Consider the following 26,588-nt stretch of genomic DNA (forward strand, 5'->3'; position numbering starts at 1 on the left):
GGTTGGAGGCTCTCGACTAGCGCCGGTCGGCGAGGGGACCCGCCGGCAGGGCGTTGGGGGCGGCGGCCATGCCCGAGGGGGGCAGGTCCATCACCGTGATCCGCACGTCGCTCGGCTGCACCCGGCTGTGGGGGATGCCGAGGCTGGCGCGGCTGACGAAACGCTCGGTGGACGGGTTGATTCGGTCCAGGAAGGGCTGGGGCATCAGGCCCATCACCACCACCAGGACGAGGAAGGGCAGCACCGTGGCGAACTCGCGCAGGTTCAGGTCCGACAGGTGCTGGTTCTCACGGTGGGTGAGCGGGCCGAAGAACACCTTCTGCACCATCCACAGCATGTAGGCCGCGCCGAGGATGACGCCCAGGGCCGCGAACACGCCGAAGCCCAGGCCCAGGCTGCTCTTGAAGGTACCCAGCAGCACCAGGAACTCACCCACGAAGCCGTTGGTACCCGGCACCGCCACGGACGAGAAGGTGATGATGAGGAAGGCCGTCGTGAACACCGGCAGCACCTTGGCGATGCCGCCGTAGTCCGACATCAGGCGGGTGTGGCGCCGCTCGTACAGGAAGCCGAACAGGAGGAACAGCGCGCCCGTGGACACGCCGTGGTTGAGCATCTGGTAGGCGCTACCGGTGGCGCCCTCTCCGGTGAAGGCGAGCATGCCCAGCATGCAGTAACCCAGGTGGCTCACCGAGGAGTAGGCGATGAGCTTCTTGATGTCCCGCTGCGCCAGGCACATGAGCGCGCCGTAGACGATGCCAATCACCGCCAGCACGGCCAGGAAGGGCCGGGCCTGCTGCGCGGCCGCCGGGAAGAACGGGATGGCGAAGCGCCAGAAGCCGAAGGTACCCATCTTCAGCATGACGCCGGCGAGGATCATCGAGCCCGCCACGGGCGCCTGGACGTGGGCGTCCGGCAACCACGTGTGCACCGGCCACATCGGCACCTTGATGGCGAAGGCCAGGGCGAAGGCGGCGAACATCCACGGACCCCAACGGTACAGGATGCTGGCCATGCCCGTGAGCCGCGAGCAGTCCCCGTCACCCATGCAGGTGGAGATCTCCCGGTTGGCGGCCAGCAGGCTGTTGTAGATGGTGGCGTAGTCGAAGGAGCGGTTCCCCGGCGTGCTGCTGATGAAGTAGAGCGCGACGATCGCCACCAGCATCAGCAGCGAGCCCACCAGCGTGTAGAGGAAGAACTTCACCGCCGCCATCTGGCGATCCTCGGCGCCCCACACGCCCACCAGCAGGTACATGGGGATGAGCATCGCCTCCCAGAAGATGTAGAAGAGCAGCACGTCCAGGGACACCAGCGCCCCCAGCATCACCGTCTGCAGCACGAGCAGCGCGAGGTGGAACTCCTTCACGCGCTCGGTGATGTACGTCTGCGAGGCCATCACCACCAGGGGCCCCAGGAAGACGGTCAGCAGGATGAGGCTGATGGCCAGGCCATCCACGCCGATGTGGTAGCTGACCCCGAGCTGCTCCAGCCACCGGGTGCGGTACTCGAGCTGGAACTCGGCGCCGCCCGGCTGGAAGCGCAGGTAGGCCCACACACCGAACACCAGGTCCACCAGCATGCCGATGAACGTGATGGTGCGGATCTGCCCGCGCTCTCCGGAGGGCAGCAGGCAGATGAGCGCCGCGAACAGCAGCGGCAGGTAGACGACGAGGTTGAGCAGATGGGTTTCGAAGAAGCTCATTGCAGCACCTGGATGAGCGCGTACACCGCGCCGCCGAGCAGGGCCAGCGCCATCACCGCGGCATAGGCCTGTGCGTCTCCCGTCTGCACGTAGCGCAGGGCGCTGCCCAGGCGGGTCGTGACCCACGCCGTGCCACGCACCGCCACCGTGTCGATGAGGAGGCTGTCCACCAGCTTGAAGAGGATGGCGCTCACGTTCTTCACCGGCCGGATGACCAGGAACTCGTAGGCCTCATCCACGTAGAACTTGTTCTGCGTGAAGCGACGCACCGAGCGGGCGAAGGCCGGAGCCGGCTGGCCCACCCGCGAGGGGAAGAACTTCATGTACATGAAGGCCGCCGCCGCACCGCCGGACACCGCCACCACCCATGCCACCAGGTAGCTGCCGAGCGTGGGCAGGGTGTGGTCCAGCTTCACCAGCCCGCCGCGCGCGGCGATGCGCTCGGCGCTGGCGAACACCGGGCCCAGGAAGTTCTCCATCACCGGCTGCATGCCATTGCGGCCCGGCATCAGCGGCAGCGCGTACACCAGCGCCACCACGCTGAGCACCGCCAGGACGACCAGCGGCAGCGTCATCTGCCAGACGCTCTCGTGCGCGTGGGGAATCTTGGCCTCGGGCGAGCGCTTGCCCTCGAAGGTGAGCAGGTACACGCGCGACATGTAGAAGGCCGTGCACGCCGCGATGACCAGGCCCACGTAGTAGAGCACGTGGGTGGCCGTCTCGTAGCCGTGCAGGTAGTTGGCGTGCACGCCGTGGAAGATGGCGTCCTTGGAGAAGAAGCCGGAGAGCGGGACGATACCGGTGATGGCCAGCGTGGACACCAGGAAGGTGCCCCACGTCCACTTCATCTCGTGGCGCAGGCCGCCCAGCTTCTTGATGTCCGTCTCGTCCGCGTTGCCGTGCATCACGCTACCGGCGCCGAGGAAGAGGCAGGCCTTGAAGAAGGCGTGGGTGACCAGGTGCAGCACCGCCGCCCAGAACACGCCCACGCCCACGCCCATGAACATGATGCCCAGCTGGGACACCGTGGAGTAGGCGAGCACCTTCTTGATGTCGTCCTGCGCGAAGGCGATGAGCGCCGCGAGCAGCGAGGTGATCGCACCGATGATGGCCACGGTGATCATCGCCGTGGGGCTCATCACCAGCAGGTAGCTCATGCGGCTGAAGAGGTAGACACCCGCGGTCACCATCGTCGCCGCGTGGATGAGGGCGGAGACCGGCGTCGGGCCGGCCATGGCGTCCGGCAGCCACACGTACAGCGGGAACTGGGCGCTCTTGCCCGCCGCGCCCAGCAGGAACAGCAGCAGCGCCACCGTCAGCACGCCGCCGAAGGTACGGCCCTCGAGCGGACCCTCCTTGATGGGTGTCGCCAGGCTGACCGCCGCCTGCGTCCCCTCCGCCGAGGGCAGCGCGTTGGCCATGACCTCCAGGCCCTGGAAGGCCAGGGGACCCTTCATCTGCAGGCCCTCGCGGTAGCGCACCTGGGCGGTCTCCGCGTTGCCGGCCGCCGCGGCGAAGTTGCCCGTGTTCGCCTGGCTGTTGAACGCACCCACCAGCAGCACGATGAGGAAGGAGGCGATGAGGAACGCGAAGTCACCGATGCGGTTGGTGACGAAGGCCTTGCGGCCGGCCCACGCCTTGGCCGTGTCCGAGTACCAGAAGCCGATGAGCAGGTAGCTGGCCATACCGACGCCCTCCCAGCCCACGAAGAGCAGGACGAGGTTGTCGGCCATCACCAGCGTGAGCATCGCGGCGACGAAGAGGTTGAGGTACGCGAAGTACCGCCAGTAGCTCTCGTCGTGCTCCATGTAGCTGGTGGAGTACAGGTGGATGAGGAAGCCCACGCCGGTGATGACCAGCAGCAGCGTCCCCGACAGGTGGTCCACCATCAGGCCGAAGTTCACCCGGAAGGTCCCGGCGGAGAACCACGTCCCGTAGTCGTAGCCGATGGCGTAGCGGATGGCGCTGGTGGAGAAGGCGCTCTCCATCGCCACGGGGGTGGTGCCCGGAGGCGCGTGGTTGACGCACCAGAAGGCCACCACCGACAGCACGAACGAGCCGGCCACCGTCGCGCACGCGATGAGGTTGACGTTGCCGCGGCCCAGCATCTTGCCGAACACGCCGCACACGAAGGCCCCCAACAGGGGCAGCGCGATGATGAGCCACAACGACTGCGCGAAGATGGCGGGGTCCACCGGCGCGGTCATGAAGTATTGCTTGAGGGCATCCATGGGAAGGGGGGCTCTCTTGGCGGAAGGGGAGGCCGGAGCGTCAGTGCTTCATCGTCCGGATTTCTTCGATGTTGATGGTGCCCCGGCTGCGGAACACGGCGATGACGATGGCGAGGCCGATGGACGCCTCGGCCGCGGCCACCGCGATCACGAAGAAGGCGGACACGTGGCCAGACACATCGCCGCTCGCCTTGGCGAAGGCGAGGAACGTCAGGTTCGCCGCGTTGAGCATCAGCTCCACGCACATGAAGACGACCAGCGCGTTGCGGCGGACCAGGACGCCGAACATGCCCATGCAGAACAGGGCGGCGGCGAGGATCAGATAGTAGGAGATGGGAACCATGTGCTCAGATCCTCGACTTGGCCACCACGACCGCGCCCACCATGCCGACCAGTAGCAGCAGGCTCACCGCCTCGAAGGGCAGCAGCCACTTGGTGTAGATGGTCTGTCCGATGACCGCCAGCGTGCCGAAGCCCGACTGCACGGCCTGCGCTCCCGTGAACGTCCCGGTGGTCGGCATCCGCCAGATGGCCATCACCAGCACCACCAGCAGGCCCGCCGCGGCGGCCCCACCGGCGATGCGCGAGATCGTCATCCGCGGCCCGGACGAGGACGTCTCGCCCAGATTGAGCAGCATGATGACGAAGAGGAAGAGCACCATGATGGCGCCCGCGTAGACCAGCACCTGCAGCACCGCCACGGTGTGGGCCCACAGCAGCACGTAGATGCCGGCCAGGAAGAAGAACGTGGCCACCAGCGACATGGCGGAGCTGATGGGGCTCCTGGCGAAGATGACCAGACCGGCCGACAGCAGCGTCAGGAGCGCGAAGGCTCCGAAGAGAACCAGCTCGATGTTCACGACCAGTCTCCGAACGCGCCCCAGGGCTTGTCGCCGAACGGGCAGCGGTGCTCGCGGATGTGCGCCTCGAACTCGTCGCGGAAGCGCATGAGGAAGGAATGGGTCGGCAGCGCCGCGGCATCGCCCAGCGCGCAGATGGTGTTGCCCAGGCCGATGGGCGGATAGGGCGCGATGGAGGACGCCACGTTGCTCAGGATCTCCACGTCCCCCGGCTCGCCACGGCCCTCTTCGATCTTCCGCAGGAGGCGCGTCTGCCACGGGGTGCCCTCGCGGCACGGCGTGCACTGGCCGCACGACTCCTCGGCGTAGAAGCGCGCCACGCGCCAGAGGCTGCGCACCATGCAGGTGGTGTCATCCATCACGATGACGCCGCCGGAGCCCGCCATGGTCTGCTTCACCTTGACGGCCTCGAACTCCATGGCGATGTCCAGCTCGTCCGGGCTCAGGATGGGCGCCGACGAGCCACCCGGAATCACGGCCTTCACCTTGCGGCCCGCGGGCAGGCCCCGGCCGTACTTGTCGTCGAAGATGAGCTGGTTGAAGGTCGTCTCCAGCGACACCTCGTAGACGCCCGGCCGGTTCACCGTGCCGGAGAGACACACCAGGCGGGTTCCACCCGACTTGTCGGTGCCCAGCCCGGCGTACCAGCTCGCGCCGCGGGTGAAGACGTGGGGCACGCTGGCGAGCGTCTCCACGTTGTTCACCACCGTGGGGCAGCCGAACAGGCCCACCACCGCGGGGAACGGCGGCTTGAGGCGGGGCCAGCCCTTCTTGCCCTCGAGGCTCTCCAGCAGCGCCGTCTCCTCGCCGCAGATGTAGGCGCCCGCGCCGCGCACCACGTAGCAGTCCAGCTGGTAGTCCTTGCCCAGCACCTTCTTGCCGAAGATGCCCGCGGCGTAGGCCTCTCGGATGGCCGCGTTGGCGCGCTCCGCCTGGAACTTGAACTCGCCGCGCAGGTACACGTAGCAGGTGTGCACGCCGAGCGCGTAGGACGCGATGGCGATGCCCTCCAGCATCATGTGCGGGTCGTTCTCGAGGATGTAGCGGTCCTTGAAGGTGCCCGGCTCGGACTCGTCGCCGTTGACCGCCAGGTACTTCGGCTTGGGGCTGTCCTTGGGGACGAAGCTCCACTTGAGACCGGTGGGGAAGCCCGCGCCTCCGCGCCCGCGGAGGTTGGACTTCTTCACCTCGTCGATGATCTGCGCCGGCGTCAGCTCCAGGGCCTTCTCCAGACCCTTGTAGCCGCCGCGCTTCCGGTACTCATCGAGCGTCCAGGAGTTGGGCTTTCCCCAGGCGCTCGAGATGAGCGGTTCAAATGCCGTTGTGGCCATGAAATCAGGTTCCTTGATGCAGGAGTTCAGGGGAGCTTGTCGAAGATCGCGTCGACCTTGGCCTTCGTCAGGCTCTCGTGGTGCTCCTCGTTGATTTGCAGGCACGGCGCGGTGCCGCAAGAGGCCAGGCACTCGGTCTCGCGCAGGAAGAAGCGCTCGTTGGCTTCACCGGCCTTCAACCCGAGCTTCTGCTCCAGGTAGGCGAGCATCTTCTCCGCGCCCCAGAGGGCACAGGAGAGGTTGGTGCAGACGTCGACGGTGTACTTCCCGGGCTTCTTGAGGTGGTACATCACGTAGAAGCTCGCCACCTCGTAGGCGCGCTCGGGAGTGACGCCCAACCGGCTGGCGACCAGCTTGAGCCCCTCGGGGGGCAGCCAGCCTTTCAGGTCCTGCATCAGCCGCAGCGCGGGGAGCATCGCGGCGCTCTTCCGATCCGCGGGGTAGTGCGAGAGGATTTCCGCGATCTCCGCGTCGAACTTCTTCTGCTCTTCGGGGGTGAACAGGGGCTCCGCCATGGCGGGGGCTTCGTAAGGCCCGAAAGGCTACGTTGTCAACATAAACCCACGGCGCTACACTGCGCTCCATCAGCGAAATGCCGAGCGATTTCAACCCCTTGTTATGAATCGGGGATCAGACGACAAGCGAGACGGTCCCCGAGTGCCGCTCGTGCTGCGAGTGCAGTTCCCGGATCAGGCCCGGATGACGGAGGTCACGGAGAACCTCTCCAAGGGGGGGATCTTCGTGCAGACCGACCGTGCCTTCACGCCCGGAGAGGAAGTGGGCCTGGCACTTTCTTTCCCGGGGCTCCTGAATCCGGTACAAGTCGTGGGGACGGTGGCCTGGGTACGGCCAGCGTCGGCCGAGGCGCCGGGTGGTGTCGGCATCCGGGTGGTTCGCGATCAGGACCGGCAGCGATTGGGTGAAATCTTGAGCTCGGCAGGACAGACCCGCGCGTCGGACCAGACGACTCCCCCCGCCGAGGGCTACCGTGTCCTCATCGTCGAGGACAACCCGCACATCGTCGAGATGTACAGCTACGTGCTCAAGAAGCTGGCGAGCGGCGAGCTGGCGGGCAAGGTGCCGCTCGAAGTGCACTTCTCCCCGGATGGCCACCATGCGCTGCAGCAGCTGCAGGAGAAGCGGGGCCGCTTCAGCCTGGTGATGACGGACCTGTACATGCCGGTGATGGACGGCTTCGCGCTGATCGAACGCATCCGCGCCGAGGAGTCGCTCAAGTCCATTCCGGTGGTGGCCATCTCCGCGGGCGGTCCCGAGGCGCGCGAGCGGGCCATGCAGCTGGGCGTGGACATCTACCTGCGCAAGCCCGTGCGCTTCCAGGAAGTGCTGGAGACGGTGAAGCAGCTGCTTCACATTCCCTGACAGGCGGCCCGGGGTTGATTTGAGGCAGGGCGCTGGGACGCGTAGAGTCCGGCGCTCATGTCCAAGTCCTCCACCCACCGCGATACCGTCTGCGGCGAGGCGCTGTTCATCCTCCAGACCCTGAGGGAGAACAGCCGCCTGGGACGCTCGAACAAGTTGGCCGATGTGAAGGCCGCGCTCGAGCCGTCCGTCTCGCTGGAGTTCGACAGCTACTACCTCTTCCTCCGCAAGTACCTCTACATCGCGCTGGACCACCGGGAAGCGCAGCTGCGCCTCACCGAGCTGGGCGAGCGGATGGTGGACGGCGAGCTGCAGGAGAAGTTCGCCATGGAGGTGGACGAGTTCTTCGCCGAGCAGCTCGCCGGAGACGCGCCCGTCGTCCAGGGCGGTGAGGAGGAGGCCGACCCCACGATGCCTCCCCCCCCGCCGGACATCCTGCTCGATGAGGCGGAGGTGGTTCGGCACGCGGAGCCTCCCGCCCTGCCGCGCCCCCGCGTGTCCGCGCCGTTCGAGGTGCCGCCTCCCGCGCCGACGCCGGTGTCCATGCCTCCCCCGGTGGCGAGCGTGCGCAACGAGGCCATCCCCCTGCCACCCGCGGCGCCCGTGCCACCCGCTGCGCCCGTGCCCCCCGTCGCCCCCATGGCACCTCCCACTCCGATGCCCGCCCCCGTCTCCGCGTCCGTGTCGCCGCCGGTCACCACCTCCTCGAAGCTCGCGGAGCCCTCGAGGTCCGGGGAGCTGTTGGACCAGCGCTACCAGAAGCTCGAGGCCCTCGGGTCCGGGCCGCTGGGAACGGCGTACAAGGGGCGGCTCAACGCGCTCGGGCTGGACATCTGCATCAAGGAGCTGAAGGACATCTTCGGCTACTTCTCCTTCCTCCAACGTGGCGAGGTGCTCAAGCGCCTGAAGAGGGAGCTGTGCGCCCAGGCCCAGGTGCGCCACCCGGGCATCATCCAGGTGCTGGACCAGAACACCGAGACGGCCCGGCCCTACTACGTGCTCGAGCTGCTGCACGGCAGCCTCAAGGGCAGGTTGGAGGAAGGCGGGGGACAGGGCGTGCCCGTGCCCGTGGCCATGCGCTGCTTCCTGCAGGTCGCCTATGCGCTGCGCGCCGCGCACGCCGTGGGCCTCACCCACCACAACCTCAAGCCGGAGAACATCCTCTTCGACATCTACGGCAACGCGAAGTTGGGGGACTTCGGCCTCGGCCGCGTGGTGGAGCAGGATGCCTCCAAGGGCCTGCCCCAGGTCTTCGTGGGCGCCAGCGGCATGGTGTACCTGGCCCCCGAGCTCATCCAGCCGCAGCGCGCGAAGGACGCCGGCCCCGCCTCCGACGTCTACGGGCTGGGCATCCTCCTCTACGAGATGCTCACCGGACAGATTCCGGGCCGCCGCTCGCCGCTGCCCTCCGAGGTCAACCCCGAGGCCCCCGCCGGCCTGGACGCCATCTTCGACAAGATGACCCACGACCGCGTGGAGCAGCGCTACCCGGATATCGACGCGATGCTGGAGGACTTCTACAAGTCCTTCACCGATGCGCAGTTCCTCGCCAAGGGAGACCTCATCCTCTCCTCGGAGCCCCAGTAGCGTGAGCGACAGCCCGAATCCCCAGGACTCCATCCTCGTTACCGTCACCGGAAGGGACCAGCCCGGCATCACCGCCCGCCTCACCGGCATCCTCGCCGAGATGGGCGCGGCGCTGCTCGACATCGAGCAGGTGGTGGTGCAGGGGCAGCTCACCCTCTGTCTCCTGGTGCGCCTGCCCGAGACGCGCGGTGTGCTCAAGGAGCTGCTCTTCGCGGCTCGCGAGCTGGGCGTGTCGCTGGACTTCCAGCCCGTGGCCTCGCCGAAGCTCCCGGCCGCCCGGGCTCCCAGCCGCCATGTCGTCACCGTGGTGGGCCGCTCCCTGGGCGCGCGCGAGCTGCACGCCGTGGCCGAGCGTCTGGCCCGGCACGCGGCCAACATCGAGCGCATCAACCGCCTGTCCGAGGCGGAGCTCGGTTCCATCGAGGTCCACATCGCCCTGCCGCCGGAGCGGGACGCGGAGGAGCTCAAGCGCTCGCTGCTGGAGCTGGCCATGTCCTCCAACGCCTTCGACGTGGCGCTGCAGCTCGAGAGCATCTACCGGCGGAGCAAGCGGTTGGTGGTGATGGACATGGACTCCACGCTCATCCGCATCGAGGTCATCGACGAGCTGGCGCGGGCCTATGGTGTGGGCGACAAGGTGTCGCGCATCACCGAGCGCGCCATGCACGGGGAGATGGACTACGACGAGTCCCTGCGCCAGCGCGTGGCCCTGCTCGAGGGGCTGGACGCGAAGGTGCTGCACGGCATCGCCGCCAACCTCCCGCTCACCGAGGGCGCGGAGACGCTCATCCGCGTGCTCAAGCGGCTGGGCTACCGCACCGCCATCCTCAGCGGCGGCTTCTCCGTGGCCGCCGAGGCGCTCAAGAACCGGCTGGGCATCGACTACGCCCACTCCAACGTGTTGGAGGAGGTGGACGGCAAGCTCACCGGCCGCACGCTGGGGCCCATCGTCAACGCGCGCCGCAAGGCGGAGCTGCTGGAGAGCATCGCCCAGGCGGAGGGCATCCTCCTGGACCAGGTCATCGCCGTGGGTGACGGCGCGAATGACCTGTTGATGCTGGAGCGCGCGGGTCTGGGCATCGCCTTCCGCGCCAAGCCCAAGCTGCGCCAGGCGGCCGATACCTCCATCTCCGCCGGCGGCCTGGACACCATCCTCTACCTCCTGGGACTCACGCGGCGCGAGGTCCAGGAGGTGTTGGGGTAGGGCGGCTCAGGAGGGACGCATGCGCGCCGCCAGCTCCCGCTGCTGGATGGTGCGCTTCTCCAGCAGCAGCTCGAGCAGGGCACGCAGGATCTTGGAGCTCTTCTCCTGGTTGATCTGCACCGCCTGCAGCCGCTGCATCTCCTCGGGAGAGAACACCTCGGCCGGGGAGGGCGCGGCGCTGAGGATCTCATCGAGCAGGTCCGCGGCGCTCGCTCCACCGCCGGAGCGCGGCACGGGCGCGGGGGTGGTGGCGGGCCCCGCCTTCCGGGCGGCGTCCTCCCTCGCCATGTTCGGGGCGATGTCGGCGATGGACTTCCTCACCGTCTTGCCACTCATGTCGACGATCTTGAACTCGTCCTCGTCACCCGCGCCGCCGCTCCCCCCGCTCGTGGCCGCGTGGGAGCTGTGTGAGACCGGATCCTGGTTGCGGTAGTGGCGCAGGATGGCGTTCTGGATCTCCCGGTCACCGGCCACCACGGGGATGACGCGCGTACGGCTGCGCGCGGCCACCTGGTCGATGGTCTGCAGGTCCGTGGGGTCCGCCATGGCGAGCACGAGCGTCTTGCCGTTGTCGCGCAGGGACACGGGGAAGATGCTCTTCTGCTCGGCGAAGCCGACGTCCAGCTTCGCGAGGGCGCCAGCGTCCTTGGCGGTGCCCAGCTGGACGCGCTGCACGCCCAGGCCCCGGGCAATGGCCTCGGTGATGGTGTCCTCCGCGGCGAGGCCCATGTCGCTGATGATGCGTGACAGGCGTCCGCCCCACTGATCGTGCTGGGCCAGGGCGCTGCGCAGCTGCATCTCGTCGATGACGCGGGCCTTGACGAGAATCTCTCCGATACGGTTGCGAGGTGCGGCCATGATCGCCAGTCTACGGAGGAAGGAGCCCGGAGTCGCGTTCGATGCCGCGCGGATTCGATACCTGCCTGGAAGAAGGGGTGGCGCTCTTCGACGCCGGCTCGTTCTACGAGGCCCACGAGGTCTGGGAAGAGGCCTGGCGGCGCGAGAGCGGCCCTCGCCGGCTGCTGCTACAGGGTCTCATCCTCGTGGCGGCGGGCTGGCTGAAGCGGGACGCGGGCAATGTCCTTGGCGCGTGGACGCTCTTCTCCCGCGCCCTCGAGCGGCTCGAGTCCCTCCCCCCCACCTGTGAAGGCGTGGACGTGGAGGGCCTGCGCCCCCGTGTGGCGCGCTGGCGCGAGGGCGGAGACAGCACCCGGCCCCTGCTCGCCCGGCTGGTGGCCCGGCAGGAAGGAGAGCGCTGATGCAGCCCTTCGCCGATGGGCTTCTGCTCCTGTGTCCCTACTGCGGCGAGCAGGTGGAGGTGACGGTGGACCCCGGAGGACCTTCCTCGGAGACGTACGTGGAAGACTGCCCGGTGTGCTGCCGGCCGTGGGTGGTGCACGTCTCCCGCGAGGAGGAGGACGTCTTCGTCCACCTGGGGCGCGAGGACGACTGAGCCGTCGCCTTGACACGTTCCAAAGCATGGTTCTCTTGAGGCTGTGAGAGACGCCGGGCCCCGAGCGAGGGCACGGCGTGGACAGACAACCCATCACTTTCAAGACAACCAACGCGCCGCTGCTCCGCGAGGAGTGCGACGCGAGAAGGAGACGTCCATGCTGACCCGTTGGAATCCGTTCATCGAGATGAGCAATGGTGCCGTGGCGCTGGGGCCCTTCAAGGAGTTCGACCAGCTCTTCCGTGAGCTGTCCGTGCGCCAGGGCGGTGCGCGCGAGCTCGTCCCTCCGGCGGATATCTACGAGACGGCCGAGGGCATTACCCTGCAGGTGGACCTGCCGGGACATGATCCGAAGGCCATCGAGGTGAAGGTGGAGAACGACACCCTCACCCTCAAGTCGGAGCGCAAGGTGGAGCGCCCGGACAAGGACGGCGCGCGGCGCCTGGAGCGCAGCTTCGGTGTGTACACGCGCTCCTTCGTGCTGCCGCGCACGGTGGACACGTCCAGGGTGGAGGCCCGCTACGAGAACGGCGTGCTCACCCTGACGCTGCCGAGGCGTGAGGAGGCCCGGCCTCGCGTGGTCGAGGTGAAGGTCAACAACGGCTAGTGCGGTGCGCGGAGTGCCCGGCGGGGACGGGCTCCTGAGAGGGGGCGCGTCCCTTCCACTTCGGGCTTCGTGGATACACGCGCGGCGGTGCGCCATCACATGGGAGCCCCGGAACCAGGCCCCCTGGAGACGCTTCGCCGCCTTCGTCGTTCAGGCGCCCTAGCGCTTGACGGCGGTGTTGGCCCCGAGGGCCAGCGGCACGCGGAAGAGGTCGAGCACCTGCTGCACGTCCAGCGGCTTGGGCAGGCACGCCACGGCGCCCGCCTGCTTCGAACTCTCCACCACCTCGGGCGAGTGGGCGGACGTCATGGTGATGAGCCGCACGCCCTCCATCTGCTTGCGGGCGCGGATGCGGCGGCACACCTCGATACCGTCGATGTCCGGCATGTTCAGGTCGATGAGCATGCCGTGCGGCTTCTGCTCGCTCACCAGCAGCAGCGCCTCGACGCCGCTGGTGGTCGTCTGCAGCTCCACCTGATTCGCGTAGGGCTTGAAGGCACGCTTGATGGCATCGAGCACCTGCCGCTCGTCATCCACCACCAGCAGCCGCACGGTGCTGCTGCCCAGCTCCTCGGGCACCGGCATCTGGTGGGTGATGAGGAACGTGCGGAGATCCGCCGAGCGCACGCGCCGGTGGCCACCCGGCGTCCGGAACGCCATGAGGATGCCGCGGTCGATCCACTTGCTCACCGTGGACGGGTCCACCTGGAGCAACCGGCTGATGTCGTGGGTCGTGTAGAGCTGATCCGTCATCGAACTCCCCTCACTCTGCACTGCTGGCTTCCGGCCTTCATAGGATAAGACACCTAAGCGGGAAGCGAAAATTCTTCGATTTCACAACTTGACAGCTTGTAGGGCATCAGGGTCCCTCATGTGTTGAACGGTGGCCTCCCACCGTCCCGATGCCTTCAAGCACAGCTCGACCAGCTCGCGTGCGGCGCCGTGTCCACCCCGGCTCCGCGCCACGTAATGCACTTCCTGACGTACTTCGGGGGCGGCATCCGCGGGGCAGGCCGACAGGCCCGCCATGCTCAAGGGGGCCAGGTCGTTGACGTCGTCTCCCATGTACGCGCATTCCTCGGGAGAGACCTCGAACTGGGCCAACAGTTCACGGAAACCCGCGGCCTTGTTCTTGCGACCCTGGAGGACGGCGGTGACTCCCAGCTCGAGCCCACGCACCTCCACGATGGAGGACGTGCGCGCGGTGAGGATGGAGGTGCTCAACCCCGCCATCCTCGCCATCACCAGACCGTGGCCGTCCTTGACGTCGAAGCGTTTCATCAGCTCGCCGCCGTCACCGTAGTACAGGCCACCGTCCGTGAGCACTCCGTCCACGTCGAAGACGAGCAGACGGACGCGTGCCGCGCGCTCCGTCAGCTCGTCCCTGCTCGGTTTGGGCGGCAGCTCCGTCATGTCGCGTCCCCTTGTACTCCCTCCCCACGACTTCTCCTCACTGCGTACCGCGACTCCTACGCCGGCTCATGTCCCAGCGCCCGCCGGATGGCGAGCACCTGACGTAGCACGTCCTCGAACATCTGGGGATTGAGCGAGCACGGACCGTCGCACAGGGCACGATCCGGGTCTTCATGCACTTCCGTGAAAAGCGCGTCTATTCCGGCGGCGGCGGCGGACCGGGCCAGCAGGGAGACGAATTTGCGCTCACCCGCCGTCTCGCCGTTGCCGGCCGAGGGCAGCTGCACGGAGTGGGTGGCGTCGAAGCACACGACGAGCCCGGCCTCGCGCATCTGCAGGAAGCCGCGCATGTCCACCACCAGGTTGTTGTAGCCGAAGGTGGCGCCGCGCTCGGTGACGAGCACGTTGGGGTTGCCCGTCTCCACGGCCTTGCGCGCCGAGTGGACGATGTCCTTGGGCGCGACGAACTGGCCCTTCTTGAGGTTGACGCCCTTGCCGGTGCGCGCCACCGCCTCCACCAGGTCCGTCTGGCGGCACAGGAAGGCGGGAATCTGGATGATGTCCACCACCTCGGCGGCGGGGCCCACGTGGCTCGTCTCGTGGACGTCCGTGAGGATGGGCACGCCCACCTCGCGCTTGACGCGGGCGAGGATGCGCAGGCCCTCCTTCAGGCCGGGCCCCCGGAAGGACTTGCCGCTGGTGCGGTTGGCCTTGTCGTAGGAGCACTTGAAGGCATACGGCACGCCCAGCCGCGACGTCATCTCCTTGAGGAGCTTCGCGTGCCGCAGCGCCATCTCCTCGGACTCGATGCTGTCCGGGCCGGCGATGACGAAGAGCTTCTGGCCCGGGCCCACCTTGTGGCCGCACAGCTCGATGGTCTGGCTCATGCCTGCGTCCTCTCCGCGTCACGCTGCGCGAGGGCCGCGCCGATGAAGCCGGAGAAGAGCGGATGGGGCGCGAAGGGCTTGCTCTTGAACTCCGGGTGGAACTGACAACCCACGAAGTAGGGGTGATCCGGCAGTTCGATCATCTCCACGAGGTTGAGCTCGGGATTGTGGCCGGACACGACCAGGCCCGCCTCCTGTAGCCTGCCGCGGTAGGCGTTGTTCACCTCGTACCGGTGGCGGTGCCGCTCGTGGATGACGTCCTCCCCATACAGCCTGTGCGCCTGCGTGCCCGGCTTGAGCGCGCAGGCGTAGCTGCCCAGGCGCATGGTACCACCCTTGTCCAGCACCTTCACCTGGCTCTCCATGAGCGTCACCACCGGGTGGGGGGTGTGCTCGTTGAACTCCAGCGAGTTGGCGTTGGCCAGGCCCAGCACGTTGCGGCTGAACTCCACCACCGCCATCTGCAGACCCAGGCAGATGCCGAAGAAGGGCACCCGCTTCTCCCGGGCGTAGCGCACCGCGGCAATCTTGCCCTCGGTGCCGCGCACCCCGAAGCCGCCGGGCACCAGGATGGCGTCCACCCCGGAGAGCATCGCCTCGGGGCCCTTCTCCTCCACGTCCTGCGAGTCCACGAACTGCAGGTCCACCTTCACGTTGTTGGCGATGCCGCCGTGGAGCAGGGCCTCGTTGAGGCTCTTGTAGCTCTCCGTGAGGTCCACGTACTTGCCGACGATGCCCACCTTCACCTCGCCCCGGCCCGGCGAGTACACCTTGCGGAGGATGTCCTCCCAGCGGTCCAGCCGGGCGGCGCGCGTCCAGATGTTGAGCGTCTCGGCCAGCCGCTCGTCGATGCCCTGGCGGTGCAGCTCCAGCGGCAGCTCGTAGATGCTCCTCACGTCCGGCGAGGTGAACACGTTGCCGTTGTCCACGTTGCAGAACATGGCGATCTTGTCCTTGAGCTCGCGGCTGATCTCCCGGTCCGTGCGGCAGATGAGGAAGTCCGGCTGGATGCCGATCTCCCGCAGCTTCATCACCGAGTGCTGCGTGGGCTTGGTCTTCACCTCGCCGGCCGCGCCGATATAGGGCAGCAGCGTCAGGTGCATGTAGACCGCGTTGCCGCTGCCCACGTCGTAGCGCATCTGGCGGATGGCCTCGAGGAAGGGCAGCGACTCGATGTCACCCACGGTGCCGCCCACCTCGACGATGACCGCGTCCATGCCCTGCGCCGCCTGGCGGATGCAGGACTTGATCTCATCGGTGATGTGCGGAATCACCTGGACGGTCTTGCCCAGGTACTCGCCCCGGCGCTCCTTCTGGATGACGGAGTGGTAGATGCGGCCGGAGGTGAAGTTGTTGAGCCGGGACATCCGCGCGTTGGTGAAGCGCTCGTAATGGCCCAGGTCCATGTCGGTCTCACCACCGTCATCGGTGACGAAGACCTCTCCATGCTGGAACGGGCTCATCGTCCCCGGATCGATGTTGATGTAGGGGTCGAGCTTGAGCAGCGTGATGTCGAGCCCGCGATTCTCGAGCAGGGCGCCAATGGAGGCAGAGGCGAGCCCCTTGCCCAGCGAGCTCACGACTCCGCCGGTCACGAAGATGAACTTGGTCTTCTTGGAGCGCATGACCCTTCCTGCCAAGAGACCCCGGGTGCGTCAATGATTCTGTCAGACGGCGCGGATGCCCGCCTGGTCCCGGAAGTCCAGCAAGGGACGCAAGTCAGTCGTGCCCCTGGGTCCTTGGACGGGACTCGGCGTAGTCCCGGGCCCGGGGTTCGCTCTCACGATGGTCGCGCAGCGGGCAGTGCCGGCAGCTCCAGCCCTCCCAGCCCCGTTTCACCGCGAGGTGCAGGCAGGCGTCATAGTTGAAGCAGAACAGGTTTCGCTGGCCTTCCACCGCCGACTCGTCACGCAGAGCGGAGGGCAGAGGGCTCGGACAGGGTGTGATGGACAAGGTCAGGGCCTCCAGGCGGCTGAAACGGGCCTTCCCCCCCCGGCGGCTGCAACAGGGTTGTCGCGCGCGCATTCCCGAGAAGCAGGCAAAAAAAGGCCCGCCCGCTCCGTGGCCCCAGCGTGGAGGGGTGCACGGAACGGGCGGGCCAGAACTGCCAGCGTCAACACTTCCGCCGCATGGTGCTTCTTCAGCGAGCCATACGAGCGGAGGTGGACGCCTGACTCTTGCTGTCGGTCAAGGCATCACCTCCTTTCTGCGGCGGCTTACGTAATGGCGGGTTTTTCGCCGCGCCACTCCGCGTGAGTGCCGGGAGGAGCCTGGAGGCAGGGCAGGCGAGAGGACGTGCGTTGCTCAGGCGGCCACGAACTGGCGCTCCACCAGGCGGCGGTAGAGCCCCTCCTGACCCATGAGCGTGGCGTGGTCGCCGCTCTGCACCACCTTGCCACCCTCCATCACCACCACCCGGTCCGCGCCAATCACCGTGGACAGGCGGTGGGCGATGATGAGCGTGGTGCGGCCCTGCATCAGGCGCTCCAGGGCCTCCTGCACCAGGTGCTCGCTCTCCGCGTCCAGGGCGCTGGTGGCCTCGTCCAGCACCAGCAGGCGCGGATCCTTGAGCACGGCGCGGGCGATGGCGATGCGCTGCTTCTGGCCACCGGAGAGCTGCACGCCGCGCTCCCCCACCAGGGTGTGGTAGCCCTCCGGGAAGCGGGAGATGAACTCGTGCGCGTTGGCGGCGCGCGCGGCGGCCTCCACCTCCGCGTCGGTGGCGTCCATGCGGCCGTAACGGATGTTGTCCGCGATGGAGGAGGCGAACAGCATCGGCTCCTGCGCCACCGTGCCCACCCGCTGCCGCAGCCACTCGGGGTCCAGCGAGCGCAGTTCCTTGCCGTCCAACAGCACGCGCCCGTTCTGCGGGTCATACATGCGCGCCAGCAGCGCGGCGATGGTCGACTTGCCCGCGCCCGAGGGGCCGACGATGGCCACCACCTCGCCCGGGGCGAGCTTCAGGTCGACACCCTGGAGCACCGGCACGTCCTGGCGCGAGGGATAGGCGAAGCTCACCTGCTGGAAATCGACACGGCCCTGGACGGATGCCGGGCGCTCGCCACCCGAGGCGGGGATGGCGGGCTGGCGGTCGATGAGCTCGAAGACGCGCTCGGCGGCGCCGGAGGCCCTCATGAAGTCCGCCCACAGGTCCGTCAGCGCTCCCAACGAGATGGCCACCATCAACGAATAGATGAGGAAGGAGGTGAGGTTGCCCACGGTGAGCGTGCCGTCCAACACCAGCCGGCCGCCGTACCAGAGCACCACCGCCGAGGAGAGGTAGCCGGCGGAGGAGGCCCCGGCCAGGAAGAACGAGGACTGCCGCGCCCGGTTCCGCGCGATGTCATAGGCGCGCTCGGTGGCGGAGCGGTAGCGCTCCACCTCGTGCCGCTCGGCCGCGAAGGAGCGCACGGTGCGGATGCCGGAGAGGCCCTCCTCGGCGACCTCGTTGGCGGCGGCGAGCGCGTCCTGTGTCTGCTTGGAGAGCCCTCGCACCTTGCGGCCGTACGTCACGGCCCCCACCGCCACCAGGGGCACGATGGCCAGCATCAACCCCGTGAGCATCGGCGAGGTGTAGAGGAGCAGCGCGATGCCACCCAGCGCCTGCGCCGCGTTGCGCAGGCCCATGGAGATGTTCACGCTCACCGTGTTCTGCAGCACCGTGGTGTCCGAGGCCAGCCGGTTGGTGAGCTCACCCGTCTTGCGCTCGTCGAAGAAGCCCACCTCCTGGGACATGAGGCTGGAGAAGAGATCCTGCCTCAGCCGCGTCACCACGCGTTCTCCCGCGGTGGTGAAGAGGTAGTAGCGCATCGCCATGGCCAGGCCCTGCGCCAGGAAGACGACCACCATGCTCAGGGCGATGCTGTCGATGCGGGTGCGGTCCCCCGCCTTGAGCGCCTGATCGATGATGTCGCCGATGACCTTCGGGTACACCAGGCCCAGGCCACTGGCGATGAGCAGGAAGAAGGTGCCGCCGATGATCCTGCGCGCCTGGGGCCGGGCGAGGCTCATGATGCGGCGCATCGTCACGCGGGAGAACTTCGGCTTCTTGGGGGCGTCGGGCTTCTGGGGGGCGTCGGACACGCGCGCAGACTAACGCGGGATGGGTCCCGCCGCATGCCTACCTGGATGGCGAGGACGCGGGCTCAGCCGCCTCTCATCGCCGCTTCCACCCGCGCCACGTCCTCGGGCACATCCACCGCCACCGTGCGACCCTCGACCCGTCCACACCGGATGCGGATGCCGTGCTCCAGCGCTCGGAGTTGCTCCAACTTCTCCGCCTGCTCCAGCGGCGTGGCACCCAGGCCCGCGAGCCTCAACAGCGTGTCGCGCCGGTAGCCGTACAGCCCCAGGTGCGCCCAGCGCTTCACCGCCCCCGCCTCACCCGGCTCGCGGATGTAGGGCACGGTGCTGCGGCTGAAGTAGAGCGCGTCCCCGTTCAGCGCCAGCACCGCCTTCACCACGTGTGGGCTGTCCACCTCGGCCGCCTCGAGCGGGCGCACCAGCGTGCCCATCTCCACCGCCGGATCCGTGAACAGGCCCGCCAGAACCCGCAGTGAATCCGGGTCCACCAGCGGCTCGTCGCCCTGCACGTTCACCCAGACGTCCACCTCCGGGCGGGCCCGCGCCACCTCGGCCGCCCGATCCGTCCCCGTGGCGCAATCGGGCGACGTCATCACCGCCACGCCGCCCAGGCGCATCACCGTCTCCTGGATGCGGACATCGTCGGTGGCCACCACCACCTCGTCGAAGACGCGCGCCTCCTGGCAGCGGCGCCACACGTGCTCGATCATCGGCCGGCCGGCGATGAGGGCCAGCGGCTTGCCGGGAAACCGCGTGCTGGCGTAGCGGGCGGGAATGACGGCGAAGGTGCGAGGGGCGGACATGGTGCCGCGCTGTCTATCAGATTCAGGACGCTGCAAGGGACCAGGGGGAGCCCAGGGGGGAGGGGGCACTGGTCACCCCGGGGGCAGTGCCTAGCTTCCCGCCACCATGAAGAAGGTTCTCCATATCGTCGGCGCTCGTCCCAACTTCATGAAGGTGGCCCCCATCCATCGGGCCATCTCCGAGCGCGGCTCGCTCACGCAGACGTTGGTCCACACCGGTCAGCACTACGACGTGAAGATGAGTGACGTCTTCTTCACCGACCTGGGCATGCCCGCTCCGGACATCCACCTCGGCATCGGTTCGGGCAGCCACGCGGAACAGACGGCGAAGGTGATGATCGAGCTGGAGAAGGTGTTCGCCCGCGAGAAGCCGGACCTCGTCTCCGTCGTGGGCGACGTCAACAGCACCCTCGCCGCCGCGCTCGTGGTGTCGAAGATGGGCATCCCCATCTCCCACGTGGAGGCGGGTCTGCGCAGCTTCGACCGCACCATGCCCGAGGAGATCAACCGCGTCCTCACCGACCGTATCTCGGACCTGCTGCTCACGCCCTCGGCCGACGCGGACGCCAACCTCATCCGCGAGGGCCTGGAGCCCGCGCGCATCCGGTTGGTGGGCAACGTGATGATCGACTCGCTCCTGGCCGCCCGGGAGAAGGCCCTGCGGCTGCCGACGCTCTCGGAGCTGGGCCTCGAGCCGCGTGGCTACGCCGTGTGCACCCTGCACCGCGCCTCCAACGTGGATGACGCCAAGGTGTTCTCCGGGCTGCTGTCCGCGCTCGGCCACGTGGCCAGCCGGCTGCCCGTGGTGTTCCCCGTCCACCCGCGCACCCGCAAGCGCATCTCGGAGCTGGGGCTCGCGCCCACGCTGGAGCGCACCCCGGGCCTGCGCCTGGTGGACCCCATGGGCTACCTGGAGTTCCTCGCGCTCACGTCCCAGGCCCGGCTCGCCTTCACCGACTCCGGCGGCCTCCAGGAGGAGACCACCGTGCTCGGCATTCCCTGCCTCACCGTGCGCGAGAACACCGAGCGCCCCATCACCGTGGACATCGGCACCAACGTCGTCGTGGGCACCGACCCGGTCCGCATCCAGCAGACCGCGGATCGCATCCTCGATGGCCACGGGAAGAAGGGCCGCATCCCGGACCTGTGGGACGGGCGCTCCGGCGAGCGCATCGCCCAGGTGTACGAGCAGTTCCTCGGGGTGGGCGATACGCCCAGGCTCGCGGCCGTGTAGCCGCCCCGCCGTGAGACGGGCTTCTACAGCCAGGAGATTTCGTACTCGTTGGTGCCCGGTCCCGTGGGCCACGAGCGTATCCTCGTGCCCTTCACGCTGGCGGCCATGAACGTCGCCAGGATTCCTTCCTCCACGAAGGGGCGGGGGCTGAAGTCACGATGGACGGTGAGGATGCCGCTCCAGGGTCCGGTCCTCCTCACGGAGACCTGCACGCCACTGATTCCCACCTGGATGGCCCAGGGCAGGGTGTTGATCAACCGGTGCGGATCCTTCTGGACCAGCACCAGCAGCGTCCTCCCCGCAGCGGACAGCAGGAAGTTCTCCGCGGCCTGTCGTCCCAGGTGCCGCAGCGCCTTCTCGAAGTCCTCCTGGCCCTCGCTGCGCAACCGGGCCGCCGTGTAGAGCACCTCGAGGTACTTGCTGGAGGGATAGCTGAAGAAGTCCAGGAACTTCTTCTCCCCACCCGCTTCCAGACACCGCTGCGCCGCGGCATCACCCCCCTGGTTCCTCGCCACCTCCAGCACGGCGTTGAAGAGCACCCCGCGCACGGCGTCCGTCTCCACGAGCAGGGACTGCCGGTGTCTCAGCTCCTCGTCGGAGCCAAGTGGCGGTTCGCCCGGCTCGGCGGTCGGGCCCTTCATGTGCTTCTCGTCGTCGGTCACGGAGGATGGATTCCATGCGGAGCCCTCGGGCGGCAAGAGGCTCGTGTACGAATTCCAACAGCCGCCCGCTGTGTTAAGCGGAGACGGCCGCATGAGAGAGCACCGCGAGGACACTCCCACCCCCTCCGACGAAGCACCCGAGGGCTATGTCGACATCCCGTTCGTCGTCGAGCCGAACTACGCCGGCTGGCGGCTCGACCGCTACCTCGCCGAGAAGCTCCGCCGCCTGACGCGCGAGCGCCTGCACGGCATCATCCAGCGGGGCGTGCTGTGCGAGGAGCGCCGTCTCAAGCCCTCCACCCCCGTCTACCCGGGCCTGTCCTTCCGCATCCGCCGCCCCGCCAGCGCGGAGCCGGATACGCCCACGGAGCTGCCCGTCCTCTTCCAGGACGACTGGCTGCTCGTGCTCGACAAGCCCGCGGGACTCCCCATCCACCCCACCGCTCGCTACCACAAGGGCACGCTCGTCTCCCTGCTGCGCGAGCGCTTCGGCGAGGCCTTCGCCGAGCCCGCCCACCGTCTGGATCGCGAGACGAGTGGCCTCGTCGTCTGTGGGCGCACCACCGAGGCCTGCCGCGTCCTCGGTCGCCTCTTCGTCTCCCGCGACGTGGACAAGGAGTACCTCGCCGTCTGCGAGGGCCATCCCCCCGAGGACTCCTTCTTCGTGGATGCCCCCATCGCCGAGGGCACCGAGCTCATCCGCATCGCGGTGCGCATCGACCCCGTGGCGGGCAAGGAGAGCCGCACCCGCTTCCAGGTGCTCCAGCGCTTCACCCGCGACGGCGCGCCCTTCGCCCTGCTGCGCTGCCATCCGGAGACGGGACGTCAGCATCAGATACGCATCCACCTGCGCGAGGCCGGCTTCCCCCTGGTGGGCGACAAGATGTACGGCCCGGACCCCGGCTACTTCGACCGCTTCAGCAAGCGCTGCCTGGAGCCCGAGGCCTGGGTCCGCCTGCGCCTGCCCCGACACGCCCTCCACGCCACGCGCATCTCCTTTCCCCACCCGGGCTCGGGGGAGCGCGTCACCTTCGACTCGCCCCTGCCCGCGGATCTCCAGGACTTCATCTCCGGGCTGCCCATCGCCACGGGGACCCCACCTGGTACCGCTCCGGGTGGGGACGCCGCGTGAGGGGCCGACGCGGGTTCACGGCCGGGCTTCCACGCGAGGGGCCGCCCCACTGAGGGACTCGGCCTTGCGGACGAAGCCCGCCAGTCCCCGGGCCCGCGCCTCCTCCGCCAGCACCTGCATCCGCTGCCAGGCCAGGGAGAGCCGACCCAGCGCCAGCTCCGCCTCCGCGAGCGCCAGCCGGGTCTCGTACTCCAGGAGGACGAGCCCCTTGTCACGCGTCTCGGTGAGGACCCGATTCAGTCGCCTCGCCGCCTCGCGGGACCTGCCCTCCGCGGTGAGCACCCGGGCCGCCACCACCGCCGAGCCGAGCCGCGTCTGGGCGTTCTGGCTCCGGGCCGCCATCGCTTCCGCCCGGGCACTCGCCGCGCGGGCCTCCGAGAGCTGGCGCCGCGCCAGGTACACCTGCGCCAGGGCGGTGTGGGCCTGGGCCTCTCCGTCCGGCAGCCCCAACCCGTGCAGCGTCTCCACCGCCGCGTGCAGCGGCTCGAGCCCGGCTTCCGGCTGGCCCTCCTCCACCGCGAGCAGCCCGAGGGCGATCTGCGTCTCGGCCACCTCGCCGCGGCCCTCCAGCTTCTGGCGCAGCTCCAGCGCCTCCTCGTACTGGCTGCGCGCGCGCGTCAGGTCTCCCTCCATCAGCGACACCGTGCCAGCGCCGTGCAGGTGGTAGGCGGCATAGCGGTGGTCCTTCATCTGCCCCGCCAGGGCGAGCCCCTCCGCGTAGTGTTGCCGCGCCCGGACGGGGTTGCCCTCCGCCAGGGAGATGTTGCCCAGCGTCCACAGCCCCATGATGAGGGCGTAGCGGTAGCCCGTCTCCTGGCTCAGGCGCACGCCCTCCTCACCCTGTGGCCGGGCCCGGGCCGGCTCTCCGCGCATCAGCCGGAGCTGGGCGAGGTTGGTCCGCGTCAGCCCCTCGTTGCGCCGGTCGTTGATTTCCTGCTCGAGCTCCAGCGCCTGCTCGAAGAGGGGCTCCGCCTCCACCAGCTCGCCCTGCATGAGGAGGGTGTCGGCGATGTTCTGCATCGCCACGGCCATGCCGCCCCGGTGGTTGAGGTCCTTCCAGATGCGCAGCGCCTCGTGGAAGACGCGCTTGGCCTCCTCGTAGTTGCCCTCCTCGTAGGCGACGTTGGCCAGCCGGTTGAGCGCCTCGGCCTCGGAGCCCGGGTCCCCGGCCTCGACGAAGATGCCGCGGGCTTCCTGGCAGGCGGCGCTCGCCTCCTGGTGGTGCCCCAGTCGCAGGAGCGCGTTGCACCGGGCCAGACGGGCCCTCCCCACCAGCAGGCGGGAGCCGCGCGTGGTGCCCTTCTGCTCGGCCCGGGTGGCCAGGGGAAGCACGCCCTGGTAGTCCGAGAGGCTGTGCCGCACCTGGGCCTCGGTCAGGTCGATGCGCTCGTCCTCCGAGGCCGGCGGCGGCCTGCGGCGGAGCGCGGCGAGCGTGGCGAGCGCGTCCCGGCCCTGTCCCGCGGCGGACTGGGCGCTGGCGAGCCGCAGGCCGTAGTCGAGGTTGTCGGGGAAGAGGCTGGAGAGGGTGCGGTAGTCGTTCACCGCCTTCGCCCAGTCCTTCTCCATTTCGTGGACGCGGCCCTCCACCAACAGCCGCTCCTCGCGGGACAGGCCCTCCGCGAGCGCGAGCGCCCTGCGGGCCTGCTCGAGGGCGCGCGTGTCGTAGCCGAGCACCGCCCACGTCTCCGCCAGCGCGGAGTGGGCCAGGGCGAAGCGGGGATCCGCGTCGATGGCCTGGGTGAAGAACTCCCGGGCATCGAGTGGCTCGTAGGCGCGCAGTCTGGCGAGGCCCTCGGCGTAGAGCCGGAGCGCGGTGGCGTTGGCGGGCAGCACGGTGGTGGTGGGAGACCCGGTGCCCGTTCCCTCCGTGCCGTGCGTGACGAGCCTGCCCCGCAGCCGCTCGCCCATGCGCGAGACGAGCCCGAGGATGCCGGCCTGCGTCCCTGTCTCCTTGAGGATGGCCATCTCCTCACCCGTGGAGACGTCCTGCAGCCGCAGCAGGAGGCTGAGCTGGCCCCCTGTCTCCTCCGGCAGCGCCAGGTAGGAGCCGAGCACCACGTAGTCCACGCCCAGGTGCGCGCGGATGCGGGCGAGCGTGTCCGGCGCCAGGCTCTCGCTGTCGGCCAGGGACAGCTCGCGCTTCATCCGGACGACGGTCTCGCCCGCCACCATGCGCAGATCCTCCCCCGCGGCGAGCTCGGCGGTGAGCATCTCGGAGAAGGCCGTGGTGAGCCACGCCGACTCCTGCCGCCCGGACAGGTTCTTGAATCCGAGCACCGCCACCGAGCGGCGCGGCTTCACCTGCCGGGCCTCCTCGGAGGAAGGGGAGGGGCTTTCCCCTCGGAGCGAATAGCCCGCCACCGCCGCCAGCACGAGCCCGCACAGCGCCAGCAACACCACGCGCAGCCGCCAGCCCCGCCCGGGCCTGGGCGCCGTCGTGGAGACGGAGGGCAGCGACGGGCTCGAGTGGGTGACGCGCCGGGCCTTGGCCGTGTCCGAGGGCGGCACCAGCGGCGCCCTGCCCGGCACACCCACCTCGCACACCTCCACCGGCTCCTCCACCCCGGCCAGCAGGTAGAAGCCATGGGCGCGCCAGGCCAGCTCGGTTCCCTCTCCCTGGCTTCCCACGAAGGCGCGGCGGGCGATGTCGAAGGCGGCGCGCGTCATCAGCGTCTGCCCTCCCTGGGCGAGCGGCATGATACGGGCGGCGATCAGCTTGGTGAGCCCCTCCACGTCCACGGGCTTGGCGCCCTGGGCCACCAGGTGGGGGGGGTTCTCGCGCAGCACCACCTCGCCCAGGTGGATGCCCGCGCGGGCCTCGAGCCGTACCCCCAGCTCCTGTGACAGCAGGGCGAGCCGCTCGTGGTAGGCGAGCGTGTAGCGGGCGGCGTCCACCGGCCGTTCGAAGAGGAGCAGGAAGCCATCGGTCTTGTCGATCTCCTGTCCGGCGTGGAGGTGCAGCAGCTCGCGGGCGAGCTGATCATGCCGGGCGAAGAGCTCGGCGGCGCGGGCATCTCCCAGGGTCTCGACGAGCCGGGTGCTCTCGACGAGGTCGAGCAGCAGCACGGTGCGCAACGCGACGCTCGGCTCGTCGAGCGGGCGGGGGACCCGGCTGGGTTGCACGAGTGTGCGCACCACCTCGCGGGCGCTGGTGAAGCGCTTGCGCGGGTTCGGGTCCAGGCAGCGGCGGATGACGACTTCCCAGCGGTGGGGCAGGCCCAGATGGACGGCCGGGGCCAGCGCGCCGCGGCGCAGCTGCGTGAACAGGGTCTTCGCCTCGGAGTCCGGTGAGGACAGCGCACCGGCGAGCAGCTCGAGCAGGACGAGCCCCAGCGAGTAGAGGTCCGACGCGGTCGTGGGGGCGGCGCCCTTGCGTTGCTCGGGTGCCAGGTGCGGAGCGGCGGCCGGTGGGCTCCCGTCATCCCCCGCGCACAGGGGGGCGGCGAGCACGGCGCGCGTTCCCTCGGGGGCCGGGACGAGCATCACCCGGGCGCTCCGGAGATCTCCCTGGACGAGCCCCGCGTCATGCAGCGCGGCCAGCCCCTCGCACATCTGCCGCGCCAGCGGGAGGGCCTCCTGGGGTGTCAGCGGGCCCTGTTGGAGGAGCCGCTGCTCCAGGGACTCCCCCTCGAGCAGCTCCGTGGTCAGGAAGGGCAGCTCCACTCCGGACGTGTCCTCGGCGTGGCGGCCCACGTCGAGGATCCGCTGGACGTGGGGGTTCACCACCTCCCGGGCCCGGTGCAGCTCGCGCTCGACGCGCTCCAGCGCCCGCGCGTCCCGGGTGCTCGACCGGACGATCTTCAACGTGACGCGCTGCTCACGCTGCACATCCAGCGCCTCGAACGTCTCGTCTTGCCCCACCAGGGCAATGGACCTCAGGAGCTTGTAGCGGCCCACGAAGAGCCGCTCGCTGCCAGGTTGGGTCATCGGAGTCGTTCCGGACGCCGGGGGGGTCGCGGCGCGGATTGTGCCACACGCGCCGTCACGAGGTGGCTACCGGCTCACCTTCGTCCTCCGGG

The 26,588-nt window shown here is 68.9% G+C and carries 24 protein-coding genes; 8 read left to right on the forward strand and 16 right to left on the reverse strand.

What is annotated here, in order from left to right; all coding sequences use genetic code 11:
* Positions 1 to 16: 16 nt before the first annotated feature.
* The 6 genes from JQX13_RS23720 to nuoE are packed head-to-tail and all read right to left on the reverse strand — an operon-like array spanning position 17 to position 6,639.
* The gene (locus tag JQX13_RS23720; protein WP_203411199.1) at positions 17 to 1,702 is read right to left on the reverse strand and encodes a complex I subunit 4 family protein; all 1,686 of its coding nucleotides are present in this window, start codon (positions 1,700 to 1,702) and stop codon (positions 17 to 19) included.
* Positions 1,699 to 3,933, reverse strand: coding sequence for an NADH-quinone oxidoreductase subunit L (nuoL, locus tag JQX13_RS23725; protein ID WP_203411200.1), 2,235 nt, complete (start codon positions 3,931 to 3,933; stop codon positions 1,699 to 1,701). The genes JQX13_RS23720 and nuoL overlap by 4 nt, the downstream gene beginning before the upstream one ends.
* Positions 3,934 to 3,973: 40 nt before the next feature.
* Positions 3,974 to 4,276, reverse strand: coding sequence for an NADH-quinone oxidoreductase subunit NuoK (gene nuoK / locus JQX13_RS23730; protein ID WP_203411201.1), 303 nt, complete (start codon positions 4,274 to 4,276; stop codon positions 3,974 to 3,976).
* A 4-nt stretch (positions 4,277 to 4,280) separates the two neighbouring features.
* Positions 4,281 to 4,793 carry an NADH-quinone oxidoreductase subunit J gene (locus JQX13_RS23735; RefSeq protein WP_203411202.1) on the reverse strand — a complete coding sequence of 171 codons (513 nt, stop codon included), beginning with the start codon at positions 4,791 to 4,793 and terminating at the stop codon, positions 4,281 to 4,283.
* Positions 4,790 to 6,124: an NADH-quinone oxidoreductase subunit NuoF gene (gene nuoF / locus JQX13_RS23740; RefSeq protein WP_203411203.1), complete on the reverse strand. Its 1,335-nt coding sequence runs from the start codon at positions 6,122 to 6,124 to the stop codon at positions 4,790 to 4,792. The genes JQX13_RS23735 and nuoF overlap by 4 nt, the downstream gene beginning before the upstream one ends.
* 26 nt (positions 6,125 to 6,150) lie before the next feature.
* Positions 6,151 to 6,639 (reverse strand): complex I 24 kDa subunit family protein, encoded by a 489-nt coding sequence (gene nuoE, locus JQX13_RS23745; protein ID WP_203411204.1) that lies wholly within the window; start codon positions 6,637 to 6,639, stop codon positions 6,151 to 6,153.
* Between the two features lie 103 nt (positions 6,640 to 6,742).
* Between nuoE and JQX13_RS23750 the strand changes: the two genes are divergently transcribed.
* From JQX13_RS23750 to serB, 3 genes are read left to right on the forward strand one after another with little or no spacing between them, the layout of a single operon-like run.
* A complete protein-coding gene (locus tag JQX13_RS23750; protein ID WP_203411205.1) occupies positions 6,743 to 7,504 on the forward strand; it encodes a TIGR02266 family protein in 762 nt (253 codons plus the stop codon).
* 57 nt (positions 7,505 to 7,561) lie between these two features.
* On the forward strand, positions 7,562 to 9,091 hold the full coding sequence (locus tag JQX13_RS23755) for a serine/threonine-protein kinase (RefSeq protein ID WP_203411206.1): 1,530 nt from the start codon (positions 7,562 to 7,564) through the stop codon (positions 9,089 to 9,091).
* A 1-nt stretch (position 9,092) separates the two neighbouring features.
* Positions 9,093 to 10,295, forward strand: coding sequence for a phosphoserine phosphatase SerB (gene serB, locus JQX13_RS23760; RefSeq protein ID WP_239015089.1), 1,203 nt, complete (start codon positions 9,093 to 9,095; stop codon positions 10,293 to 10,295).
* A 6-nt stretch (positions 10,296 to 10,301) separates the two neighbouring features.
* Here serB and JQX13_RS23765 read toward each other — a convergent pair whose 3' ends face one another.
* Positions 10,302 to 11,153: a general secretion pathway protein GspE gene (locus JQX13_RS23765; protein WP_203411208.1), complete on the reverse strand. Its 852-nt coding sequence runs from the start codon at positions 11,151 to 11,153 to the stop codon at positions 10,302 to 10,304.
* A gap of 41 nt (positions 11,154 to 11,194) precedes the next feature.
* Between JQX13_RS23765 and JQX13_RS23770 the strand changes: the two genes are divergently transcribed.
* The 3 genes from JQX13_RS23770 (at position 11,195) to JQX13_RS23780 (ending at position 12,355) form a co-directional block, all read left to right on the forward strand.
* On the forward strand, positions 11,195 to 11,554 hold the full coding sequence (locus JQX13_RS23770) for a DUF309 domain-containing protein (RefSeq protein WP_203411209.1): 360 nt from the start codon (positions 11,195 to 11,197) through the stop codon (positions 11,552 to 11,554).
* Positions 11,554 to 11,748 (forward strand): CPXCG motif-containing cysteine-rich protein, encoded by a 195-nt coding sequence (locus tag JQX13_RS23775; RefSeq protein ID WP_203411210.1) that lies wholly within the window; start codon positions 11,554 to 11,556, stop codon positions 11,746 to 11,748. Before JQX13_RS23770 ends, JQX13_RS23775 begins: the two co-directional genes overlap by 1 nt.
* Positions 11,749 to 11,905: 157 nt before the next feature.
* Positions 11,906 to 12,355, forward strand: a complete 450-nt coding sequence (locus tag JQX13_RS23780; RefSeq protein ID WP_203411211.1) for an Hsp20/alpha crystallin family protein — start codon at positions 11,906 to 11,908, stop codon at positions 12,353 to 12,355.
* Between the two features lie 159 nt (positions 12,356 to 12,514).
* Here JQX13_RS23780 and JQX13_RS23785 read toward each other — a convergent pair whose 3' ends face one another.
* From JQX13_RS23785 to kdsB, 7 genes are all read right to left on the reverse strand, one after another.
* A complete protein-coding gene (locus tag JQX13_RS23785) occupies positions 12,515 to 13,108 on the reverse strand; it encodes a response regulator (protein WP_108076405.1) in 594 nt (197 codons plus the stop codon).
* 81 nt (positions 13,109 to 13,189) lie between these two features.
* Positions 13,190 to 13,768: a KdsC family phosphatase gene (locus tag JQX13_RS23790; RefSeq protein ID WP_203411212.1), complete on the reverse strand. Its 579-nt coding sequence runs from the start codon at positions 13,766 to 13,768 to the stop codon at positions 13,190 to 13,192.
* A gap of 56 nt (positions 13,769 to 13,824) precedes the next feature.
* Positions 13,825 to 14,655 (reverse strand): 3-deoxy-8-phosphooctulonate synthase, encoded by an 831-nt coding sequence (gene kdsA, locus JQX13_RS23795; protein ID WP_203411213.1) that lies wholly within the window; start codon positions 14,653 to 14,655, stop codon positions 13,825 to 13,827.
* The gene (locus tag JQX13_RS23800) at positions 14,652 to 16,280 is read right to left on the reverse strand and encodes a CTP synthase (RefSeq protein WP_203411214.1); all 1,629 of its coding nucleotides are present in this window, start codon (positions 16,278 to 16,280) and stop codon (positions 14,652 to 14,654) included. The genes kdsA and JQX13_RS23800 overlap by 4 nt, the downstream gene beginning before the upstream one ends.
* A gap of 94 nt (positions 16,281 to 16,374) precedes the next feature.
* Positions 16,375 to 16,608, reverse strand: coding sequence for a hypothetical protein (locus JQX13_RS23805; RefSeq protein ID WP_203411215.1), 234 nt, complete (start codon positions 16,606 to 16,608; stop codon positions 16,375 to 16,377).
* A gap of 351 nt (positions 16,609 to 16,959) precedes the next feature.
* Positions 16,960 to 18,678 (reverse strand): ABC transporter ATP-binding protein, encoded by a 1,719-nt coding sequence (locus JQX13_RS23810; RefSeq protein WP_203412182.1) that lies wholly within the window; start codon positions 18,676 to 18,678, stop codon positions 16,960 to 16,962.
* Positions 18,679 to 18,800: 122 nt separating this feature from the next.
* Positions 18,801 to 19,541, reverse strand: coding sequence for a 3-deoxy-manno-octulosonate cytidylyltransferase (gene kdsB, locus JQX13_RS23815; RefSeq protein ID WP_203411216.1), 741 nt, complete (start codon positions 19,539 to 19,541; stop codon positions 18,801 to 18,803).
* A 106-nt stretch (positions 19,542 to 19,647) separates the two neighbouring features.
* Here kdsB and wecB point away from each other — a divergent pair, with 106 nt between their 5' ends.
* Positions 19,648 to 20,775: a non-hydrolyzing UDP-N-acetylglucosamine 2-epimerase gene (gene wecB, locus JQX13_RS23820; RefSeq protein WP_203411217.1), complete on the forward strand. Its 1,128-nt coding sequence runs from the start codon at positions 19,648 to 19,650 to the stop codon at positions 20,773 to 20,775.
* 23 nt (positions 20,776 to 20,798) lie between these two features.
* Here the strand turns inward: wecB and JQX13_RS23825 are convergent, their stop codons facing one another.
* Entirely contained in the window at positions 20,799 to 21,416 is a 618-nt protein-coding gene (locus tag JQX13_RS23825; protein ID WP_203411218.1) for a TIGR02265 family protein, read from the reverse strand.
* A 112-nt stretch (positions 21,417 to 21,528) separates the two neighbouring features.
* On the opposite strand from JQX13_RS23825, the gene JQX13_RS23830 reads away from it, so the two are divergent.
* Positions 21,529 to 22,569: an RluA family pseudouridine synthase gene (locus tag JQX13_RS23830; protein WP_203411219.1), complete on the forward strand. Its 1,041-nt coding sequence runs from the start codon at positions 21,529 to 21,531 to the stop codon at positions 22,567 to 22,569.
* A 15-nt stretch (positions 22,570 to 22,584) separates the two neighbouring features.
* Here the strand turns inward: JQX13_RS23830 and JQX13_RS23835 are convergent, their stop codons facing one another.
* The gene (locus JQX13_RS23835) at positions 22,585 to 26,496 is read right to left on the reverse strand and encodes a tetratricopeptide repeat protein (RefSeq protein ID WP_203411220.1); all 3,912 of its coding nucleotides are present in this window, start codon (positions 26,494 to 26,496) and stop codon (positions 22,585 to 22,587) included.
* Positions 26,497 to 26,588 lie beyond the last annotated feature (92 nt).

The sequence above is a fragment of the Archangium violaceum genome, assembly GCF_016859125.1.
In the GTDB taxonomy this organism is placed as follows: domain Bacteria; phylum Myxococcota; class Myxococcia; order Myxococcales; family Myxococcaceae; genus Archangium; species Archangium violaceum_A.

What these genes read in the sequence shown, in the direction of transcription:
- JQX13_RS23720 (WP_203411199.1), bottom strand. Translation starts at nt 1,702, where the DNA reads ATGAGCTTCTTCGAAACCCATCTGCTCAACCTCGTCGTCTACCTGCCG.
- nuoL (WP_203411200.1), bottom strand. Translation starts at nt 3,933, where the DNA reads ATGGATGCCCTCAAGCAATACTTCATGACCGCGCCGGTGGACCCCGCC.
- nuoK (WP_203411201.1), bottom strand. Translation starts at nt 4,276, where the DNA reads ATGGTTCCCATCTCCTACTATCTGATCCTCGCCGCCGCCCTGTTCTGC.
- nuoF (WP_203411203.1), bottom strand. Translation starts at nt 6,124, where the DNA reads ATGGCCACAACGGCATTTGAACCGCTCATCTCGAGCGCCTGGGGAAAG.
- nuoE (WP_203411204.1), bottom strand. Translation starts at nt 6,639, where the DNA reads ATGGCGGAGCCCCTGTTCACCCCCGAAGAGCAGAAGAAGTTCGACGCG.
- JQX13_RS23750 (WP_203411205.1), top strand. Translation starts at nt 6,743, where the DNA reads ATGAATCGGGGATCAGACGACAAGCGAGACGGTCCCCGAGTGCCGCTC.
- JQX13_RS23755 (WP_203411206.1), top strand. Translation starts at nt 7,562, where the DNA reads ATGTCCAAGTCCTCCACCCACCGCGATACCGTCTGCGGCGAGGCGCTG.
- JQX13_RS23765 (WP_203411208.1), bottom strand. Translation starts at nt 11,153, where the DNA reads ATGGCCGCACCTCGCAACCGTATCGGAGAGATTCTCGTCAAGGCCCGC.
- JQX13_RS23770 (WP_203411209.1), top strand. Translation starts at nt 11,195, where the DNA reads ATGCCGCGCGGATTCGATACCTGCCTGGAAGAAGGGGTGGCGCTCTTC.
- JQX13_RS23775 (WP_203411210.1), top strand. Translation starts at nt 11,554, where the DNA reads ATGCAGCCCTTCGCCGATGGGCTTCTGCTCCTGTGTCCCTACTGCGGC.
- JQX13_RS23780 (WP_203411211.1), top strand. Translation starts at nt 11,906, where the DNA reads ATGCTGACCCGTTGGAATCCGTTCATCGAGATGAGCAATGGTGCCGTG.
- JQX13_RS23785 (WP_108076405.1), bottom strand. Translation starts at nt 13,108, where the DNA reads ATGACGGATCAGCTCTACACGACCCACGACATCAGCCGGTTGCTCCAG.
- JQX13_RS23790 (WP_203411212.1), bottom strand. Translation starts at nt 13,768, where the DNA reads ATGACGGAGCTGCCGCCCAAACCGAGCAGGGACGAGCTGACGGAGCGC.
- kdsA (WP_203411213.1), bottom strand. Translation starts at nt 14,655, where the DNA reads ATGAGCCAGACCATCGAGCTGTGCGGCCACAAGGTGGGCCCGGGCCAG.
- JQX13_RS23800 (WP_203411214.1), bottom strand. Translation starts at nt 16,280, where the DNA reads ATGCGCTCCAAGAAGACCAAGTTCATCTTCGTGACCGGCGGAGTCGTG.
- JQX13_RS23810 (WP_203412182.1), bottom strand. Translation starts at nt 18,678, where the DNA reads ATGCGCCGCATCATGAGCCTCGCCCGGCCCCAGGCGCGCAGGATCATC.
- kdsB (WP_203411216.1), bottom strand. Translation starts at nt 19,541, where the DNA reads ATGTCCGCCCCTCGCACCTTCGCCGTCATTCCCGCCCGCTACGCCAGC.
- wecB (WP_203411217.1), top strand. Translation starts at nt 19,648, where the DNA reads ATGAAGAAGGTTCTCCATATCGTCGGCGCTCGTCCCAACTTCATGAAG.
- JQX13_RS23825 (WP_203411218.1), bottom strand. Translation starts at nt 21,416, where the DNA reads ATGAAGGGCCCGACCGCCGAGCCGGGCGAACCGCCACTTGGCTCCGAC.
- JQX13_RS23830 (WP_203411219.1), top strand. Translation starts at nt 21,529, where the DNA reads ATGAGAGAGCACCGCGAGGACACTCCCACCCCCTCCGACGAAGCACCC.
- JQX13_RS23835 (WP_203411220.1), bottom strand. Translation starts at nt 26,496, where the DNA reads ATGACCCAACCTGGCAGCGAGCGGCTCTTCGTGGGCCGCTACAAGCTC.